This window comes from Candidatus Poriferisocius sp., assembly GCF_965208355.1.
In the GTDB taxonomy this organism is placed as follows: Bacteria; Actinomycetota; Acidimicrobiia; order Acidimicrobiales; family Bin134; genus Poriferisocius.
This window is the reverse complement of the sequence record NZ_CBDBOM010000003.1, coordinates 2,205,881-2,224,148: the sequence shown is the minus strand read 5'-3', so window position 1 is coordinate 2,224,148 and position 18,268 is coordinate 2,205,881. Positions and strand designations below refer to the sequence as shown.

Below are 18,268 nucleotides of genomic sequence, written 5' to 3'. Positions count from 1 at the left end.
TTGGATGGCGTGCAGGCTGCGCCTTGATGGGGCAGTTGGGCGTGGCGTTTCCAATTCATGCGGCAGCTGGTTGCCTCGTGGGCATCCCTGGTGGGGTGGCTTTGCGGTGAGGATGTGCCACTTGAGGTTCGCCACTGGGTAACCTCGTATTCCGGCGTCGCTTTAGCGAGGGGCCATCGGGGATCAAGGAGGATTCCGTGACTGACACCGTGCCGCGTACCGTCGGGACGCGTGAGTTGAACCGCCTGGTAGTTCGTTTTGCGGGCGACTCCGGCGATGGAATGCAGCTCACCGGTGACCGGTTCACCAGTGCCAGCGCGCTGTTCGGCAACGACCTGGCCACGCTGCCGGAATTCCCCGCCGAAATCCGGGCGCCTCAGGGAACGCTGGCCGGGGTGTCGGCGTTCCAGGTGCAGGTTTCCGACCATGACATCAGCACACCGGGCGACGCTCCCAGCGTTCTGGTCGCCATGAATCCGGCTGCCCTCCGCAAGGAGATAGCTCATCTGGAGATCGGCGGGACCGTCATTGTCAATCAGGACGCCTTTGTGGAGCGGAACCTGACCAAGGCTGGCTACGAGACCGATCCGCTGGAAGACGGCAGCCTCGACAACTACACCCTGTTCAAGGTGCCGATGACCACCATCACCAAAGAGGTCTGCAAGGACTTGGGGGTCAAGCCCCGTGACGCCGAGCGGTCCAAGAACTTCTTCGCCCTGGGCCTCTTGTCGTGGCTCTACAGCCGTCCGGCCCAGCCCACCCTGGACTGGATCTCGGCCAAATTCAAGCGCCAGCAGCTCATAGCCGACGCCAACACGGCCGCATTCAAGGCGGGGATGGCCTTCGGCGAAACCGCTGAGCTGTTCGACTTCACCTACGAGGTGAAGCCCGCCTCGCTGGCTCCGGGCACCTACACGAACGTGAACGGCAACACCGCATTGTCATGGGGTCTGATAGCTGCCAGCCAACGGGCCAAGGTTCCCCTGTTTTTGGGTTCGTACCCCATCACCCCGGCCAGCGATGTGCTCCATGAGCTGAGCCAGCGGAAGAATTTCGGGGTCCGCACCTTTCAGGCCGAAGACGAGATCGCCGCGGTGTGTGCTGCCCTGGGCGCTTCCTTCGGCGGCCATCTGGGGGTGACCACCACCAGCGGGCCGGGCGTCGCCCTCAAAGGCGAGACCATCGGGCTGGCCGTCAGCCTGGAGCTGCCCCTTCTGGTGATCAACATCCAGCGGGGCGGACCGTCCACCGGGTTGCCCACCAAGACCGAGAGCGCCGACCTCATGCAGGCCATGTACGGGCGCCACGGCGAGTCGCCGGTGCCGATTGTGGCCGCCTACTCCCCGTCGCAGTGCTTCTTCGCGGCCATCGAGGCGGCCCGCATTGCCCTCAAGTACCGCACGCCGGTGATTTTGCTGTCCGACGGGTATCTGGCCAACGGGAGCGAGCCCTGGTGCCTGCCCGACGTGGCGACGCTGCCCGATATGACGGTGGAGTTCGCCACTGGGCCCAACCACACCGAGGACGATGGCACCGAGGTTTTCTGGCCCTACCTCCGCAACCCCGAGACCATGGCCCGTCCGTGGGCGGTGCCCGGCACGCCTGGTCTCACCCACCGCATCGGCGGCATCGAGAAGGAAGACGGCACCGGAAACATCAACTACGAAGCCGACAACCACGGCTACATGGTGAGGCTGCGCGAGGACCGCGTGGCCCACATAGCCAACGACATCCCCCTCACCATGATGGACGGCGATGTGGACGACGCCGACCTACTGGTGCTGGGCTGGGGCTCCACTTGGGGAGCCATCACCAGCGCAGTGGGGCGGGCCCGGTCGGAGGGCCGCAAGGTGGCCCATGCCCACGTGACCCATTTGAACCCGCTGCCCAGGGATTTGGGCGAGATCGTCCAGAGGTATCCCAAGGTGCTGGTACCAGAGATGAACCTGGGCCAGTTCTGCCGCATCATCCGGGCTGAGTTCCTGGTTGATGCCCAGTCGGTTTGCAAGGTGGAGGGCGTTCCCTTCACCGCCGCCGAACTTCACAGCCACATCAACGGAGCCCTTGATGACTGACGTTCCCACCACGACCAAGGCCGATTGGACCAGCGACCAAGAGGTCCGCTGGTGCCCCGGTTGCGGGGACTACTCGATATTGACCGCGGTGCAGCTCCTCATGCCCGAGCTCGGCGTGCGCCGGGAGGACACGGTGTTCGTCTCGGGTATCGGCTGCGCCGCCCGATTCCCTTACTACATGAACACCTACGGGATGCACGGCATCCACGGGCGGGCCCCCGCACTGGCCACCGGCCTGGCTATGGCCCGTCCCGACCTGGATGTGTGGGTTGTGGGCGGAGATGGCGACATGCTGTCCATCGGCGGCAATCACCTGCTGCACGCCCTGCGCCGCAACGTGAACCTCAACATCCTGCTGTTCAACAACCAGATCTATGGCCTGACCAAGGGCCAGTACTCGCCCACCAGCGAGATCGGCAAGGTCACCAAGTCCACCCCGGCGGGCAGCATCGACGAGCCGTTCAATCCCGTCTCGGTGGCACTGGGAGCGGAGGCCAGCTTCGTGGCCCGCACCCACGACATGGACCGCCAGCACATGATGGACATGTTCCGGCGAGCCCACGAATTCCCCGGCGCTTCTTTCGTGGAGGTGTTCCAGAACTGCAACGTGTTCAACGACGGGGCGTTCGGGGCCATCACCAAGAAGGACAAGCGGGCCTCCATGCTCATTCACCTCGAGCACGGCCAGCCCATCCGCTTCGGCGAGAACAACGAGAAGGGCGTGGTGATCAACCCTCAGGGGACCGCCGAGGTGGTCGATGTGGCCGACGTCGGCGAATCGGCCCTGCTGGTGCACGACGAGACCCGTCAAGATCCCAGCTTGGCCTTCGCCCTGTCCCGGCTCTCGGCCGGCCCGTTCGAGCCCACTCCCATCGGGGTGTATAGGGCAGTGGAGCGCTCGGAGTACGCCGGCGAGGCCAGCAAGCAGCTGGCCATGGCCCAAGAGCAGTCTGGTCCCGGCGATCTCGAGGCTCTGCTTCATTCCCGGCCCACCTGGGAAGTCTCCTGAGCAACGCCTCTGCATCATCCTCTCGTCCCGCACCCGGCGGCTGGGTGCTGGACCTGGACGGAGTGATCTGGGTAGGCGGAACGGCAATTCCTGGCGCGGCGGAGGCTGTTGAGCGATTGCGCCAGGCCGACGCAAACTTGGTGTTCGTCACCAACATGTCGGCGCTGACGGTGGCCGACCAGGAGGCCAAGCTGGCCGCCTGCGGGATCGACGCCACCGGGTTGGTCGTTACGTCGGCCACCGCCGCGGGCCAGCTCATCTCTCCCGGCGAGCGGGTGCTGGTGGTGGGGGGTCCCGGCATCGACGAGGCGGTGGAGCTGGCCGGCGCCAAGGTGTGCTCTTCGGGTCCCGCCGATGCGGTGGTGGTGGGCATCGACCGCGGCTTCAACTACGACACCCTCGGTCGGGCCATGCGGGCGGTGCGGGGCGGCGCCCGGCTGATCGGCACCAATCACGACCCCAGCTACCCCACCGAGCACGGTCTGGAACCGGGAGGCGGTTCTCTGTTGGCCGCGGTGGCTACTGCCGCGGAAGCGGTGCCCATCATGGCGGGCAAGCCCAACCAGCCCATTGTCGACTGCGTGCGTAGCAGAATCGGCAACACCGGCGTGGTGGTGGGGGACCGTCCCGACTCCGACGGCCGCTTCGCTCAGGCACTGGAGTACGAATTCGCACTGGTGCTGAGCGGGGTCACCGGGGCCGACGACCTGCCGGTGTCGCCGGAGCCCCAGTATTGCGCCCCTGATCTGGCTGCCCTGGTCGACCAGATGGGACTTGAATAGGGGGGATGAGAGGCTCGCGCCGGAGGCTGGACGCGGAGTTGGTTCGCCGCGGGCTGGTTGCAAGTCGGGAGCGGGCCCGAGAGGCAGTGGCCGCTGGCCAGGTCACCGTGAACGGAGCAGTGGCCCAGAAGGCCGCTCGCCTGGTGCTGCCCGGCGATGCCCTGGAATTGGCCGGCCCGCCAGCCCGCTACGTGAGCCGAGGTGGCGAGAAGCTGGAGGGCGCACTGGCGGCCTTCGACTTGGCTGTCGCCGGCTTGCGGTGCTGTGACGTTGGTGCCTCCACTGGAGGATTCACGGACTGCCTGTTGCAGCGCGGTGCAGCTGAAGTGGTGGCCATTGATGTAGGCCGGGCCCAGATGCACGAGCGCCTGGCCGACGACTCCCGGGTAACCCTCCACGAGCGCACCGATATCCGCGACGTCGACCCGGCCGTCATCGGCGCGCCGTTCGACTTGGTGACGGCCGATGTGTCCTTCATTTCGCTGACTTCGGTTATGGGATGCCTGGCTGGGCTAGCCGCGCCGGGCGCACCGGTAGTGGTGTTGGTCAAACCCCAGTTTGAGGTGGGGCGACAAGAGGCCAGCCGGGGCCGGGGCGTCATTCGCGACCCTGAGCAATGGCAGGCCGCTCTCGATCGGGTGCTGGAAGCGGCGGCCACCGCGGGTCTTGCCCCCCAGGCCGCCACTCCGTCAGCGCTGAAAGGCGCACAGGGAAACGTGGAGTTCTTCCTCCACCTTGAAAAGGGCGGCACCCCCGCCTCGGTGGATTCCGCTCTTGTGGTCTCCCAAGTTGTCACCCAAGAGGAATAGCCTGACTCCGTGGCTGCAATCGCCTTATTTGTTCACGCTGACCGGCCGGAAGCTCTGAAGCTGGCGGCTGAGCTCATTAGCCGCTTGGACGGCGACGGCCACGAAATCCGGCTGCCGCCTGAGTCGGCTGAGGCGGTGGGCCGCACCGAATTGGCCCACCTAGACGATCACATTGGCGAGAAGCTGGACTTGGCGGTGAGCTTGGGGGGAGACGGCTCCATGCTGCGGGCGGTGACCGCGGTGGCCGATGACGGGGTGCCGGTTCTTGGGGTCAACTACGGCTCACTGGGCTACCTGACCGGGATCGAGCCGGATTCCGCTTCGGAGGCAGTCGAGCAGTTCCTGGCCGGGGAATATGTCATCGAGGAGCGAATCCGCCTGAGTTGTCGATTAGACGACGGCACGGAGGTGAGCGCTCTCAATGAGGCCATCGTGGAGAAGGTGGACAGCGGGAGAACTGTCAATCTGGCCGTTCACATCGATGGGGAGTTCTTCACCAGTTACGCCGCCGATGGGCTGATCGCGGCCACTCCTACCGGTTCAACGGCCTACTCCTTATCGGCGGGCGGACCCATCTTGGCCCCGACCATGAACGCAGTGATTCTGACCCCGGTGGCTCCCCACACGCTGTTCGACCGCAGCCTGGTGCTGCTGCCGTCAAGCGAACTGGTGGTGGAGGTGTTGGGCGACCGTCCGGCCGCAGTCGCGGTGGACGGCCGATCGCTGGGAGAGTTGGGCGAGGGGGGCTCGTTGACGGTGTCGGTTTCGGATCGGCCTGCTCGTCTTGTCACTCTGGGCCGAAGAGGCTTCCACCAAGCCCTCAAGTCGTCCTTCGGCTTGTCCGACCGCTGACAGGAATCCGAGAAAATGCTCACTGAGCTGGCAGTTGAGAACCTGGGAGTGATCGAGCGGCTCAATCTGGTGTTGGGACCGGGCATGACCGCGCTGACTGGGGAGACGGGTGCGGGGAAGACCCTGGTGGTGACGGCCGTCGACCTTCTCCTGGGCGGCCGGGCCGACTCGTCATTGGTGCGGTTCGGGGCTGATGAGGCCGTCGTTGAGGGCCGCTTCGACCACCAGGGGGAAGAGGTGGTGCTTCGCAGGGTGGTGCCAGCGGAGGGTCGGGCCCGGGCATATGTCGATGGCCGGCTGGCGTCGGCCGCCACCCTGGCCGAGCTGGGTGCAGAGCTAGTGGACCTCCACGGCCAACACGAGCACCAGTCGCTCTTGCGCCGGGTCCATCAACGGGCCGCACTGGACCGATACGGCGACGTGGACTTGGCCCCGCTCATGGAGGCTCGGGCCGCGCTGGCCGACCTGAATCGCCGACGGGCCGAGTTGGGCGGTGACGAACGATCCCGGGCACGGGAGATCGAGCTGTGCCGATTCCAACTGGCCGAGCTTGACAAAGCTGGACTGGAAGACCCCGATGAGGATGAGTCGCTCAAGGCCGAAGAGGCGGTGCTGGCCGACGCGACGGCGAGCAGAGATGCGGCCCGGCAGGCCGCGATGTCTCTGGGCGCCGATGGCGCCGTGGGTGCCGGGCTGGCCCAGATGGCCGCCGCCTTGGAGAGTCGTCCGCCGCTGGAGAGCCAACATGAGCGGCTGGTCAACCTGGTGGCCGAGGTCGCAGATCTGTCGACCGAGCTGCGCCGGGCCGCCGAGTCCATCGACGAGAATCCGGCCCGACTGGCCGACGTCCGCCAGCGCCGCGAGCTATTGGTTGATCTGCGCCGCAAGTATGGAGAGACCGTGGCTGAGGTCATGGAGTTCCATCGCGATCTGTCCGACCGCCTCGCCGAGCTGGAGGACTTCGACCGACTGGCCAAAGACCTGGACGGGGAACTCGATCGTCGCACCGCCGCGGTGACCGAGACCGGTGGTGCAGTTGGCAAAGCCCGGCGGCAGGCGGCCCAGGCGCTGGGCAAAGAGGTGACCGCCAATCTGCGGGAGTTGGCCATGCCCCGAGCCGAGGTGCAAGTAGAGGTGGGCGACGATCCCGGCGACGACGTGGACATCCTTTTGTCCGCCAACAGCGGGGCCCCCGGCCTGTCACTCACGTCGGCCGCATCAGGGGGAGAGCTGGCCCGGGTCATGCTGGCCCTTCGCCTGGTGGTCAGCGCGGGGCCCCCGGTGCTGGTGTTCGACGAGGTGGACGCCGGCATCGGCGGCCAAGTGGCCCAGACAGTGGGTCGATCGCTCTCTCGTCTCACTGCCGACCACCAGGTGCTGGTGGTCACCCACCTACCCCAGGTGGCGGCGTGCGCCGACTTCCAGGTGAGCATCGTCAAGCACGACGATGGGGCTTCTGCCACCGTGACTGCTGAGCCCTTGGACGGCGAGGACCGGGTTATCGAGCTCTCCCGGATGCTCTCCGGCTCGCCCGACAGCGAGAGCGCCCGCCACCACGCCACTGAACTCCTGGAGATGTCCCGAGGTTGATGGCCACTGAACTCCTGGAGATGTCCCAGAGTGGCTGACGGTCCACCAGTCGTCACTCCTTCCCGCTAGGATTGGCAGGCGTGACCAAACACATCTTTGTCACAGGCGGGGTGGCGAGTTCGCTGGGCAAAGGACTTACGGCCGCCTCCCTGGGGCGTTTGCTCAAGCAACGGGGACTCCGGGTGACCATGCAGAAGCTGGACCCGTACATCAATGTGGACCCCGGCACGATGAACCCCTTCGAGCACGGGGAGGTGTTCGTCACCGACGACGGCGGCGAGACCGACCTGGATCTCGGCCACTACGAGCGGTTCATCGACGAGAACCTCACCAAGCTCTCCAACGCCACCACCGGCTCCATCTACTCCTCGGTCATCGCCGCCGAGCGCCAAGGCGAATATCTGGGCAAGACCGTGCAGGTGATCCCCCATGTCACCAACGAGATCAAGAACCGAATCTCAAGCTTGGTGTCCGACGACATCGATGTGGTCATCACCGAGATCGGCGGGACCGTCGGTGATATTGAGATCCTTCCCTTCTTGGAGGCCATCCGCCAGGTTCGCCTGGATGTGGGACGGGGAAACGTGTGCTATGTCCACGTCACCCTGGTGCCCTTCATCGGCCCGACCGGCGAGCAGAAGACCAAGCCCACCCAGCACTCGGTGACTGAGCTCCGCAGCCGGGGAGTTCAGCCCGACGCCATCGTGTGTCGCAGCGAATCGCCCATCTCCGACGAGCTGAAGCGCAAGATCTCCAGCCTGTGCGACGTGGACGTATCCGCGGTGGTCAACGCCGCCGATGCCGAGAGCATCTATGAGATCCCCCTGGTTCTTCATGAGGAGGGCCTCGACGGCGTGGTTTGCGACATCTTGCGGTTGAATGTCCCCGAGCCCGACCTGTCCGACTGGCAGGGGCTGAACCAGCGAATCGAAATGGCGCAGCGCAGCGTGCGCATCGGTTTGATCGGGAAGTATGTGACGCTCCAAGACGCCTATCTGTCGGTGGTCGAGGCACTCAACCACGCCGCCATTCATCAGGGTGCGTCGGTGGAAATCGAATGGATCCAGGCGGAGAGCGTGGAGGGTCTAATGGTCGACAGCCTGCTGAGCGGGCTGGACGGAATCGTGATCCCCGGCGGATTTGGCGAGCGGGGGATTCAGGGCAAGATCAACGCCGCCTCTTATGCCCGAGAGAACGACCTGCCCTGCCTGGGCCTGTGCCTCGGCCTCCAGGTGATGACCATCGACTACGCCCGCAACGTGCTGGGTCTGGCCAACGCCCATTCCAGCGAATTCGATCCCAGCACGCCGTGGCCGGTCATCGACTTGATGGAATCGCAGCGCGGCATCACCGACAAGGGCGGCACTATGCGGCTCGGGGCGTGCCTGGCCAAGCTCAAGCCGGGTACCAAGGTGGCCGAGGTCTACGGAGAAGAAGTGGTGTCGGAGCGCCACCGCCATCGCTACGAGTTCAACCCCAAGCTACGCGGTCGCTTTGAGGGCACCGACTTTGTACTCGCTGGCGAGTCGCCCGACGGGCTCTTGGTTGAGTTCATCGAACTGGACAGTCACCCCTGGTGGGTGGGAACCCAGGCCCATCCCGAATTCAAGAGCCGACCCGATCGGCCTGCACCGCTCTTCTACGGTTTGGTGAAGGCTGCATTGGACCGTCGAGAGGGAGGAATGACTGCCGATGACGCTGCTCCTTCCCATTCGGAGGCAGAGGATTCAGAGCAGGCCGAGGCGGTTGCTGAAGCCTCGTCCGCAGCCCATCGTTGAGGGGTAGCGCGGCGGTGGGCATCGGGCAGGGCTTCACCCCGGTTGGAGAGCGCCAAGAGTGGCAGGGTCGGGTGGTTTCCCTGAGCGTTGCCGAGATCAGGGCGCCCGACGGGTCGATCTATGAGCGGGAGATCGTCCGCCATCCCGGCGCCGCGGTCATCGTGCCCCTCGACGGCCAAGAGGTCATCATGGTGCGTCAGTACCGTCCTGCGGTGAATCGGGAACTGCTGGAAATACCCGCGGGGAAACTCGACAGCCAAGACGAGCCTCCCGAGATGACGGCCCAGCGTGAGCTGGAAGAGGAGATCGGCAAGAGGGCAGGGCACCTGGAGCTGCTGGCTGTGTTCCATAACTCTCCGGGGTTTTGCGACGAGATCACCCACTGCTACCTGGCCACCGAGCTGGTCGACGCCGACCGCCAGCCCCACGGAATCGAGGAGCAGCACATGGCCATAGAACGCATCAAGCTGGACGAAGTCCTTGATCTGGTGGCCTCCGGCGAAGTGGCCGACGCCAAGTCGATCGTCGGATTGATGCTGGTCCGCGAGCGACTGGGTTAGGCGCTTTGTGCCGCCAGCGGTGAGCGCAGGGAGCGGAGTAGAGGAGTTTCTGGATTGGCTGGTGCTGGAACGGGGCCGCGCACCTCGTACCTGTGAGGCCTATCGCCGAGACTTGACCGGTTACTGCGAGGTCTTGGATTCCCGGGGGAGCAGCCCTGAAGCAGCCGGAGAGGATGACATTCTGGCGTTTTTGCGGCACCTCCAGAGCCGGGGGTTGGCCCCCTCGACGGTCAAGCGGGCCATGACCGCGGTACGGACCTTCCACCAGTTCCTCGTCATCGAGGGTGCTCGAGCCGACGATCCGGGGTCCCAAGTGGAGCTACCCACGGTGCCAAGGGCATTGCCCAAGGCGCTGAGCGAGGCCGAAGTGGAGGCCGTATTGGACGGGGTGGTAGGCGCCGACCGGGTGGCTCGGCGGGATCGGGCGCTGCTGGAGATGCTCTATGGCACAGGGATGCGCATAAGCGAGCTGGTTGGGATGTCGCTGGCCGACCTGGACATGGGAGGGGCCACCGTGCGGGTTCTGGGAAAGGGCCAAAAGGAGCGGGTCCTGCCGCTGGGCCGATGCGCCCTCGAGGCCCTGACCGCCTGGCTGGTACCCGCCGGGCGGGGGGAGATGGAGCCCGAGCGCTGGGCGTCCCAGCACGATCAGGAGGCGGTTTGGCTCAACCAGCGGGGACGCCGCCTGTCGCGTCAGGGGGCCTGGGGTGTGGTGAAGAAGAGGGCCCAGCAGGTGGGGCTGGGCGCCAAGGTGTCCCCCCATGTGTTCCGCCATTCCTGTGCCACCCACATGCTGGATCACGGCGCCGACATCAGGGCAGTGCAGGAGCTGTTGGGCCATGCCTCCATCAGCACCACGCAGGTCTACACCATGGTGTCCAAGGAGAAGCTGTGGGAGGCCTATCGCGCCGCTCACCCGCGGGCGGTGTCGAAGCGTTGATTCACTTGGCTCGGCGCTTCTTTCAGTCGATTCTCGACCAAGGTCCAGATGCCGCCGAAGAGGACTGGCTGATGGGCCTGCTCAGCGAGCGCGAGGCGACCCTCTACGCCCAGATGAGCCCAGTCGACCGCAGCCACGCCCTGCGGTCGGCCCGATGTCCTGCGTTGGCCGACGATGCCCAGCGGGTGGCCGCTGCCCTACACGACGTGGGGAAGATCCAGGCAGGTCTGGGGACTTGGGCCCGGGTGGCCGCCACCGTGGCAGGGGTCGCTCAACCTGGCGTTTTGAGAGGCCGGTGGGCCGATTATCGGGATCACCCCCGTCTTGGCGCGGCGATGCTGCGGGACGCCGGCAGCGCCGAACTGACCGTGACTTGGGCCGCAGAACACCACCTTTCCGCTCGCAAATCCTCCCTTCCCCCCGAGTTAGCCGCCGCCCTGGCTGCTGCCGACTAATCGGGCAGCCGGTAGGCTTCCGGGCGTGCGCACCGAGATTCCCAAGATCATCAGCGTGGACGACCACCTTGTAGAGCCCGCCCACCTGTGGCAGAGCTGGCTGCCTGAGCGCTTCAAGGAGCGAGGGCCGCGGGTGGAGCGCCGCCGAGTCGGGCCGATCACCTTTATCGGCGGGGACAAGATGTACACCTACGAGCTGGACGTAGAAGACGGCCCGTGGGGCGACGTCTGGTTCTACGAGGACCTCGTCTATCCCAACAAGCGCCATGTGGCCGCAGTGGGCTTCGACCGCGATGACATGGAGGCCGTGCCCATCACCTTCGACGAGATGCGCCCGGGGTGCTACGAGCCCAAAGCCCGGATAGAGGACATGGAGATGAACCACGTCGAGGCGTCGCTCTCGTTCCCCACGTTTCCCCGGTTCTGCGGCCAGACATTCCTGGAGGCCGAGGACAAGGAGCTGGCCCTGGCCTGCGTGCAGGCCTACAACGATTTCATGATCGAGGAGTGGTGCGGCGACTCTGACGGGGCGCTCATCCCCCTGGCCATCATCCCGCTGTGGGATGTGGAGCTGGCCAAGGCCGAAGTGGAGCGCAACGCGGCCCGGGGCTGCCATGCGGTTTGCTTCTCTGAGATTGCCCCCAATCTGGGCCTGCCCAGCATTCACACCGACTACTGGGACCCGTTCTTTGCCGCCTGCCAGGACACCGCCACCGCGGTGTGCATGCACATTGGGTCGTCGTCGAAGATGCCCGCCGCCTCCCCTGACGCCCCGCCTGCCGTGGCGGCCTCGCTCAGCTTCAACAACGCCATTGCGTCAATGAGCGATTTCCTGTTCTCCGGTGTGCTGGTGCGGTTTCCCGAACTGAAGCTGGCCTATTCCGAGGGCCAGATCGGGTGGATCCCCTACATCTTGGAGCGCTGCGACGACGTCTGGAGTGAGCACCGGGCCTGGGGAGGGGTGCGAGACATCGTCCCCGAACCGCCGTCCACCTACTACTACCGACAGATCTACGGCTGCTTCTTCCGGGACAACCACGGATTGAAGTCGCTGGACGAGGTGGGGGTGGACAACGTGACGTTCGAAACCGACTACCCCCACACCGACACCACATGGCCCCACACCAAGAAGGTGGCCGAGGACATGATGGGCCATCTGCCCCCCGACGTGGTGCACAAGCTGGTGCGGGGCAACGCCGCCCGTCTCCTCAATCTTGACATTGACTGAAATGACCTAAGCTCTCGGCACGGCTGCAATGGCCTAGGTGCTATGAGCTACAACCTGCACGATTTTCGTGAGGATGCCTTCGGGGGCATTACTGCGGCAGTTGTAGGACTGCCCACCGCACTGGCGTTCGGGGTGGCCTCCGGTTTGGGGGCGGTGGCCGGCATGTACGGGGCGATCGCCCTGGGCTTGTTTGCCGCGATTTTCGGCGGCACCCGGGCCCAGATCTCCGGACCCACCGGTCCGATGGCCCTGGCCATGGCGGTGGTGGTCACCAGCCACGCCGAGAGCCTGGAAGAGGCATTCACCATCGTCGTCATGGCGGGGCTATTGCAGATCTGTCTGGGATTGCTGCGAATCGGCCGTTTCGTGGTGTACACGCCGTATTCGGTGGTGTCGGGATTCATGTCCGGCATTGGGGTGATCATCATCCTGGTTCAGACCCTGCCGTTCTTGGGAACGGAAGTGGAGTTGGGCGGGCCCATCGACGCCGTCCGCTCCTGGCCCGATGTCTTCAGCAACGTCAACTTCAACTCACTGGCCATCGCCGCGGTCTCGCTCGGCGTCTGCGTATTCTGGCCCCCTCGCCTCCGGGCCTTCGTTCCCTCAATGCTGATGGCGTTGGTCGTCGGGACGCTGCTCAGCCTGCTGTGGCTGGACAACACCCCGGTCATCGGCGACGTGCCCACCGGTTTGCCGGACTTCGAGCTGCCTGAGCTCACCGGCGATGTGTTGGCCCGTGCCGTGCAGCCGGCACTGACCATCGCGCTGCTGGGCTCCATCGACAGCCTGCTCACCTCGCTGGTGGCCGATTCGATGACTCGCACCAGCCATCGGCCCAACCGGGAGCTGATCGGCCAGGGCATTGGCAACATGATGGTCGGACTCATCGGTGGGACACCGGGAGCGGGGGCCACCATGGGCACGGTGGTCAACATACGGGCCGGCGGTCACAGCCGGGTCTCCGGTGTGTTGAGAGCGCTGATCTTGTTGGCCCTGGTTCTTGGCTTGGGCCAGTACGTGGAAGAGATACCCCATGCCGCGCTGGCCGGCATCTTGATGAAGGTGGGCTGGGACATCATGGACTGGCGGTTCTTGACCAGGGTCACCCGCCTGCACCGAGAGCACCTGTTCATCATGTTCGCCACGTTCGGCCTGACCGTGTTCGTGGACTTGATAACCGCAGTGGCCATCGGGCTGATCATCGCCGGCATGACCCGCTCTCGGCAGTTCGAGCGCCTGGAGATGGACAACGTGGTCTCTGTCCCGATCCTGGACCAGGTGTTCTTCGAAGGAGGGGTGACGCCCTCCGAAGAAGGGGCGGATCCTCATGCTGCCCGAGTGGGCATGGTCGCCTTTCGGGGGAGCTTCTCGGTGGCGTCATCCAACAAGATCATCAACACCGTCACAGTGGACATCCGGGACCACGAGGTGGTGATCTTCGATTTCTCCGAGACCATCTACATCGACGAAAGCGCGGCATTGGTTCTCGAACAGCTCATCGACGCGGCCTTCGACCAGGACACCGAGTGCATCGTGATGGCCCTCTCCGGGTTGCCCGCCCGGACGTTGAGTTCTCTTGACGCCCTCCAGCGGGTTCCCGAGGAGCGGATCGTCGACACCCTGGACGAGGCCCGAGAGGTAGCCAGACGGCTACTCGACGCTTAGTAGCGCAAAGGTTCGGGCAATGAGCTCGGACTGTTCTTGGGCGTGCACGGCGGCGCTACCGGTGGCGGGGCTGGACGATTCGTTGCGACTGGCTCTGAGGATGTCGCAGCGGTCTCCGAATGCGTCGTGGAGGTGTCCCTTCACGTAATTCCACGGTCCCATGTTCTGGGGCTCTTCTTGGAGCCAGACGATCTTGTTGAGCTTGGGGTAGTGGGCGAGGGCCTCGGCCAGGGCGCTGGCCGGCCAGGGATAGAGCTGCTCGAGCCGTAGCACGGCGGCGGGGGCGCCTTCCCGGTCTCGGTGGGCAATGGCCTCGTGGCAGATCTTGCCGCTGGCCAGCACGGCCCCACTGGTCTGCTCCGACTCAGGACCGTTCGTATCGCCTAGCACCGGTGAGAACCAGCCACTGGTCAGTTCGGTTACCGGCGACCTTGCGTCGCGATGGCGCAGCAGCGACTTTGGAGTGAACAGCACCAGCGGCTTGCGGGTGGCGCGCTTGGCCTGGTCTCGGAGCAAGTGGAAGTACTGGGCCGCAGTCGACAGATTGGCCACCCGGATGTTGTTCTCAGCCACCGACTGCAAGAACCGCTCGATCCGGCCAGAGGAGTGCTCTGGACCCTGGCCCTCGAATCCGTGGGGCAGCAGCATCACCAGTCCTGATTGCTGGTTCCACTTGTCCTCGGCCGACACGACGAACTGGTCGATGATGATCTGGGCACCGTTGACGAAATCCCCGAATTGGGCCTCCCAAAGGACAAGCGCATCGGTGTCGCCCACCGAATAGCCGTATTCGAAGCCCAGAGCGGCGTACTCCGAGAGCAGGGAGTCGTAGGCCCACAGCTTGGCCCCGTGGCGGGCCATTCCGGCCAGGGGGCAATGCTCCCGGGCTGTTTCGTTGCACACCAGGGTGCTGTGGCGATGGGAGAACGTTCCCCGGCGAGAGTCCTGGCCCGCCAGGCGAATCGACGTCCCCTCGTCGAGCAGTGTGCCAAAGGCCATCGCCTCGGCCAGCCCCCAGTCCACCAGGCCCTGAGCCATCATGGCGTCGCGGGCCTCGAACTGGCGGGCCAGCTTGGGGTGCAGCACGAACCCGTCGGGCACCGATGTCAGCGCATTGAACACTCGCTTGATCTGCTTTTCCGACACACCGGTATCCACCGGCGGCGAGACATGAGGAGTGGGGTCGGACAGCCCCGCCGAAATCGACAGTTGGAGTTCTCTCTTGCCGGCCGCCTCGATTCCAACGGTCTCGCCCAAGCCTTCGTCCGCCGCCTGGTCCCGGGTTTCCTCTAGTGCCTTTTGGAGCTTGGCCCGGAATTCGTCCATGGCCTGCTCAGCCTCATCCAGGGTGATGTCGCCCCGTTTGACCAGCGATTCCACGTACCGCTTGCGCACGGAGCGATGGCCCTCGATTCGCCGGTACATCTCCGGCTGGGTGTAGCTGGGGTCGTCAGCCTCGTTGTGCCCCTGCCGGCGGTAGCACCACATGTCGATTACCACGTCCTTGTGGAAGTGATTGCGGTAGGCCAGCGCCAAGTGCGCCACCCGGGCACAGGCCTCGGGGTCGTCGCCGTTGACGTGGAAGATGGGGGCCTGGATCATCTTGGCCACGTCGGTGCAGTAGTAGCTGGAGCGAGCCGACTCCGCGGTGGTGGTGAACCCCACCTGATTGTTGATCACAAGGTGTACGGTGCCCCCGGTGCGATAGCCCTGGATCAGCGACAGATTCAGCGTCTCGCTCACCACCCCTTGACCGGCGAAGGCGGCGTCGCCGTGCACCAGCACAGGCAGCACCGGGTAGAGGTCTTCTTCGCTGGCCACTTGGCCCCGGACCAGGCCGCTCACTGGGCTGTGCTCACCCTGGTCGTGGCTGAGGTGGTCCAAGCGGGCCCGGACCATGCCCTCGACCACCGGGTTGACCGCCTCCAGGTGAGACGGATTGGCGGCCAGCTCCACCGGGATCCGGTTGCCGGACATGCTCACGAACTCCGAGGTCATCCCCAGGTGGTACTTCACGTCACCCGAACCCTGGGTGGACGACTCGTCCAAATTCCCCTCGAATTCGCCGAACAGCTGTCCGTAGTCCTTGCCCACGATGTTCACCAGCACGTTGAGCCGTCCCCGGTGGGCCATGCCCATGATGGTCGAGGCCATGCCCAGGTCGGCAGCCCGGCCCAGCACCGCGTCCAGCACCACGATGGCGCTCTCGGCTCCCTCGATCCCGAACCGCTTCTGACCCACGTACTTGGTGTCCAAGAAGCGCTCCAGCGCTTCGGCCGCGTTCAGCCGATCCAGAATATGCAGCTTCTCGTTGAGCCCCACGGGGGTGCCCAGCCCCTCCACTTGCTCCTGGATCCACTGCTTCTCGTCGGGTTCCTGGATGTGCATGTACTCCACGCCCACCGTGCGGCAGTAGGCGTTGCGGAGCACATGCAAGATATCGCCCAGCGGCATCTTGCCGTCGGGCTGGCCCAAGTCGATCCCACCCAGTCCGGTGGTGAGGAACTCCCGGTCGAGGTCCCAGATGGTTAGGCCATAGGTGGCCGGGTCGAGTTCGGCGTGCATTGCGGGCTCGTTGGCCGAAAGAGGGTCTAGGTCGGCGATCAGGTGGCCCCGCACTCGGTGCATGTTGATAAGCGCGTTCACCTGCACCTGCTTGGTGATCACGGCCTGCTCCCGGTCGAGGGGAAGGATGTCGGGGCGCCAGCGCACCGCCTCGTAGGGCACGCCAACCGCTCGGAAGATGTTCTCGTAGAATTCGTGCTTGCCCAGCAGCAGTTCGTGGACCGCGCCCAGGAACATGCCCGACTCGGCGCCCTGGATAATGCGATGGTCGTAGGTGGACGACAGGGTGATCACCTTCGAGACGCCCAGGTCGGCCAGCGTGCGGGAATCGGCGGCCTGGTAGGCGGTGGGGTAGTCGATGGTGCCCACACCCACGATGACCCCTTGGCCGGGCATGAGCCGGGGCACCGACTGCACCGTGCCAATGGTGCCGGGATTGGTGATGCTGACGGTGACGCCGGCAAAGTCGTCGGGGCTCAGTTCGTTGTTCCGCACCTTGCGGATCATGGTGTCGTAGCGCTCGACGAAATTGGGAAAGTCCAGCGTGTCGGCCTCTTGAATGCAGGGCACCAGAAGCGAGCGGGATCCGTCGGCTTTCTCCACGTCCACCGCGATCCCCATTCCGATGTGGGAGTGGCGGATGACTCGTGGACCGCTTTCGGTGTCGATGAAGGAGGAGTTCATCACTGGCCGGTGGTGGGCGATGGCCTGCACGACGGCATAGGCGATCAAGTGGGTGTACGACACCTTGCGCCCGTCGGTGCGCCCCAGATAGCCGTTGATGATCCGGCGGTTGACGTCTAACAGCTTGGCAGGGACCTCGCGGAAGCTGGTCGCGGTGGGAATGGCCAGGCTGGCTTCCATGTTCTTGGCGATGCGGGCCGCCGCCCCCCGCAGCGGATCTCCCGGTAGAGGCTCAGCAGTCTCGGCCGGGTCTGGCACCGCCTGAAGCCGGGCCACGGGGGCGGCCGACTCGGTAAGGACTCGGTCGGGGCGGTAGTCGGAGAAGAAGTCCCGCCAGCTCTCGCTCACCGACTTGGGGTCGTCCAGGTACTGGCGGTGCATCTCATCCACCAGCCAGGCGTTCTGGCCGACCATCGACTCGGCGTCTGGGGCCATAGGGAGAGTTTACGAACTTTGGGACTACTAAGGTTCTGCGGGTGCGGTTGGCCACTTGGAATGTGAACTCCTTGAACGCCCGCATGCCCCGAGTCCAAGAGTGGCTGGAGCTGGCCGACCCCGATGTGCTGTGCATGCAAGAGACCAAAATGGCCGACGACGCCTTTCCTGGTCTGGCCTTCGAGTCGATGGGATACGAGTGGGTCCACCACGGTGAGGGAAGGTGGAACGGGGTGGCCATCTTGAGCCGGGTGGGTTTGGCCGACCCTGGCAATGGGTTCGCCGATGGCCGTGACGCCGATCCCGATGCCCGAATCGTGTGGGCCACCTGCGCTGGGGTGCGGGTGGCCAGCGCCTACATCCCCAATGGGCGCGAGCTGGGCCACGACCACTACCACTACAAGCTGGACTGGCTGGGCCGGCTCCGTTCGCATCTGGAGGCCAACGCCGATGCCGGTGCGCCGGTGGTGGTGGCCGGTGACTTCAACGTGGCCCCGGCCGACAACGACGTGTGGGACATCGCCGCCTTCGAGGGGCTCACCCACGTGAGCAGGCCTGAGAGGGAGGCCTTCGCCGCGGTGGAGGACTGGGGACTGGTGGACGTGTTCCGCCGCCGGTGGTCCGACGACGGCCTCTATACCTTCTGGGATTATCAGGCCGGCCGGTTCCACAAGCGCCAGGGCATGCGCATCGACATGGTGATGGCCACCGAGACGCTGGCCCAGCGGGTTAGCACCGTGCTCATGGACCGCAACGCCCGCAAGGGAGAGAAACCGTCGGACCACGCCCCGGTGGTGGTGGATTTCGACTGGGACGAAGCCGCCGGAGGCGGCTGAGTTGG

14 protein-coding genes are annotated in these 18,268 nt (G+C 65.2%); 13 read left to right on the top strand and 1 reads right to left on the bottom strand.

Going from position 1 to position 18,268, the window contains the following annotated elements:
* Positions 1-197 precede the first annotated feature (197 nt).
* The 12 genes from ACOGXH_RS11665 to ACOGXH_RS11610 all read left to right on the top strand — a co-directional run bounded on the left by ACOGXH_RS11665 (position 198) and on the right by ACOGXH_RS11610 (position 13,743).
* Complete coding sequence (locus ACOGXH_RS11665) at positions 198-2,075, top strand: 2-oxoacid:acceptor oxidoreductase subunit alpha (protein ID WP_419929268.1); 1,878 nt, start codon at positions 198-200, stop codon at positions 2,073-2,075.
* Positions 2,068-3,084, top strand: coding sequence for a 2-oxoacid:ferredoxin oxidoreductase subunit beta (locus tag ACOGXH_RS11660; protein WP_419929267.1), 1,017 nt, complete (start codon positions 2,068-2,070; stop codon positions 3,082-3,084). The genes ACOGXH_RS11665 and ACOGXH_RS11660 overlap by 8 nt, the downstream gene beginning before the upstream one ends.
* A 44-nt stretch (positions 3,085-3,128) precedes the next feature.
* On the top strand, positions 3,129-3,866 hold the full coding sequence (locus tag ACOGXH_RS11655; RefSeq protein ID WP_419929266.1) for an HAD-IIA family hydrolase: 738 nt from the start codon (positions 3,129-3,131) through the stop codon (positions 3,864-3,866).
* A 5-nt stretch (positions 3,867-3,871) separates the two neighbouring features.
* The gene (locus tag ACOGXH_RS11650) at positions 3,872-4,675 is read left to right on the top strand and encodes a TlyA family RNA methyltransferase (protein ID WP_419929265.1); all 804 of its coding nucleotides are present in this window, start codon (positions 3,872-3,874) and stop codon (positions 4,673-4,675) included.
* Positions 4,676-4,684: 9 nt separating this feature from the next.
* On the top strand, positions 4,685-5,527 hold the full coding sequence (locus ACOGXH_RS11645) for an NAD(+)/NADH kinase (protein WP_419929264.1): 843 nt from the start codon (positions 4,685-4,687) through the stop codon (positions 5,525-5,527).
* Between the two features lie 15 nt (positions 5,528-5,542).
* Complete coding sequence (recN, locus tag ACOGXH_RS11640) at positions 5,543-7,117, top strand: DNA repair protein RecN (protein WP_419929263.1); 1,575 nt, start codon at positions 5,543-5,545, stop codon at positions 7,115-7,117.
* Between the two features lie 71 nt (positions 7,118-7,188).
* Positions 7,189-8,895: a CTP synthase gene (locus ACOGXH_RS11635; RefSeq protein ID WP_419929262.1), complete on the top strand. Its 1,707-nt coding sequence runs from the start codon at positions 7,189-7,191 to the stop codon at positions 8,893-8,895.
* 14 nt (positions 8,896-8,909) lie between these two features.
* The gene (locus ACOGXH_RS11630) at positions 8,910-9,455 is read left to right on the top strand and encodes an NUDIX hydrolase (RefSeq protein WP_419929261.1); all 546 of its coding nucleotides are present in this window, start codon (positions 8,910-8,912) and stop codon (positions 9,453-9,455) included.
* A 19-nt stretch (positions 9,456-9,474) separates the two neighbouring features.
* Positions 9,475-10,395: a site-specific tyrosine recombinase gene (locus tag ACOGXH_RS11625; protein ID WP_419929260.1), complete on the top strand. Its 921-nt coding sequence runs from the start codon at positions 9,475-9,477 to the stop codon at positions 10,393-10,395.
* A gap of 5 nt (positions 10,396-10,400) precedes the next feature.
* On the top strand, positions 10,401-10,850 hold the full coding sequence (locus ACOGXH_RS11620; protein ID WP_419929259.1) for an HD domain-containing protein: 450 nt from the start codon (positions 10,401-10,403) through the stop codon (positions 10,848-10,850).
* 25 nt (positions 10,851-10,875) lie between these two features.
* Complete coding sequence (locus ACOGXH_RS11615; protein WP_419929258.1) at positions 10,876-12,078, top strand: amidohydrolase family protein; 1,203 nt, start codon at positions 10,876-10,878, stop codon at positions 12,076-12,078.
* 42 nt (positions 12,079-12,120) lie between these two features.
* Entirely contained in the window at positions 12,121-13,743 is a 1,623-nt protein-coding gene (locus tag ACOGXH_RS11610; RefSeq protein ID WP_419929257.1) for a SulP family inorganic anion transporter, read from the top strand.
* Here ACOGXH_RS11610 and ACOGXH_RS11605 read toward each other — a convergent pair.
* A complete protein-coding gene (locus ACOGXH_RS11605; protein ID WP_419929256.1) occupies positions 13,729-17,427 on the bottom strand; it encodes a multifunctional oxoglutarate decarboxylase/oxoglutarate dehydrogenase thiamine pyrophosphate-binding subunit/dihydrolipoyllysine-residue succinyltransferase subunit in 3,699 nt (1,232 codons plus the stop codon). The two genes, ACOGXH_RS11610 and ACOGXH_RS11605, sit on opposite strands and share 15 nt — an antisense overlap.
* A gap of 41 nt (positions 17,428-17,468) precedes the next feature.
* Between ACOGXH_RS11605 and ACOGXH_RS11600 the strand changes: the two genes are divergently transcribed.
* Complete coding sequence (locus ACOGXH_RS11600) at positions 17,469-18,263, top strand: exodeoxyribonuclease III (protein WP_419929255.1); 795 nt, start codon at positions 17,469-17,471, stop codon at positions 18,261-18,263.
* The last annotated feature ends 5 nt before the right edge of the window (positions 18,264-18,268 follow it).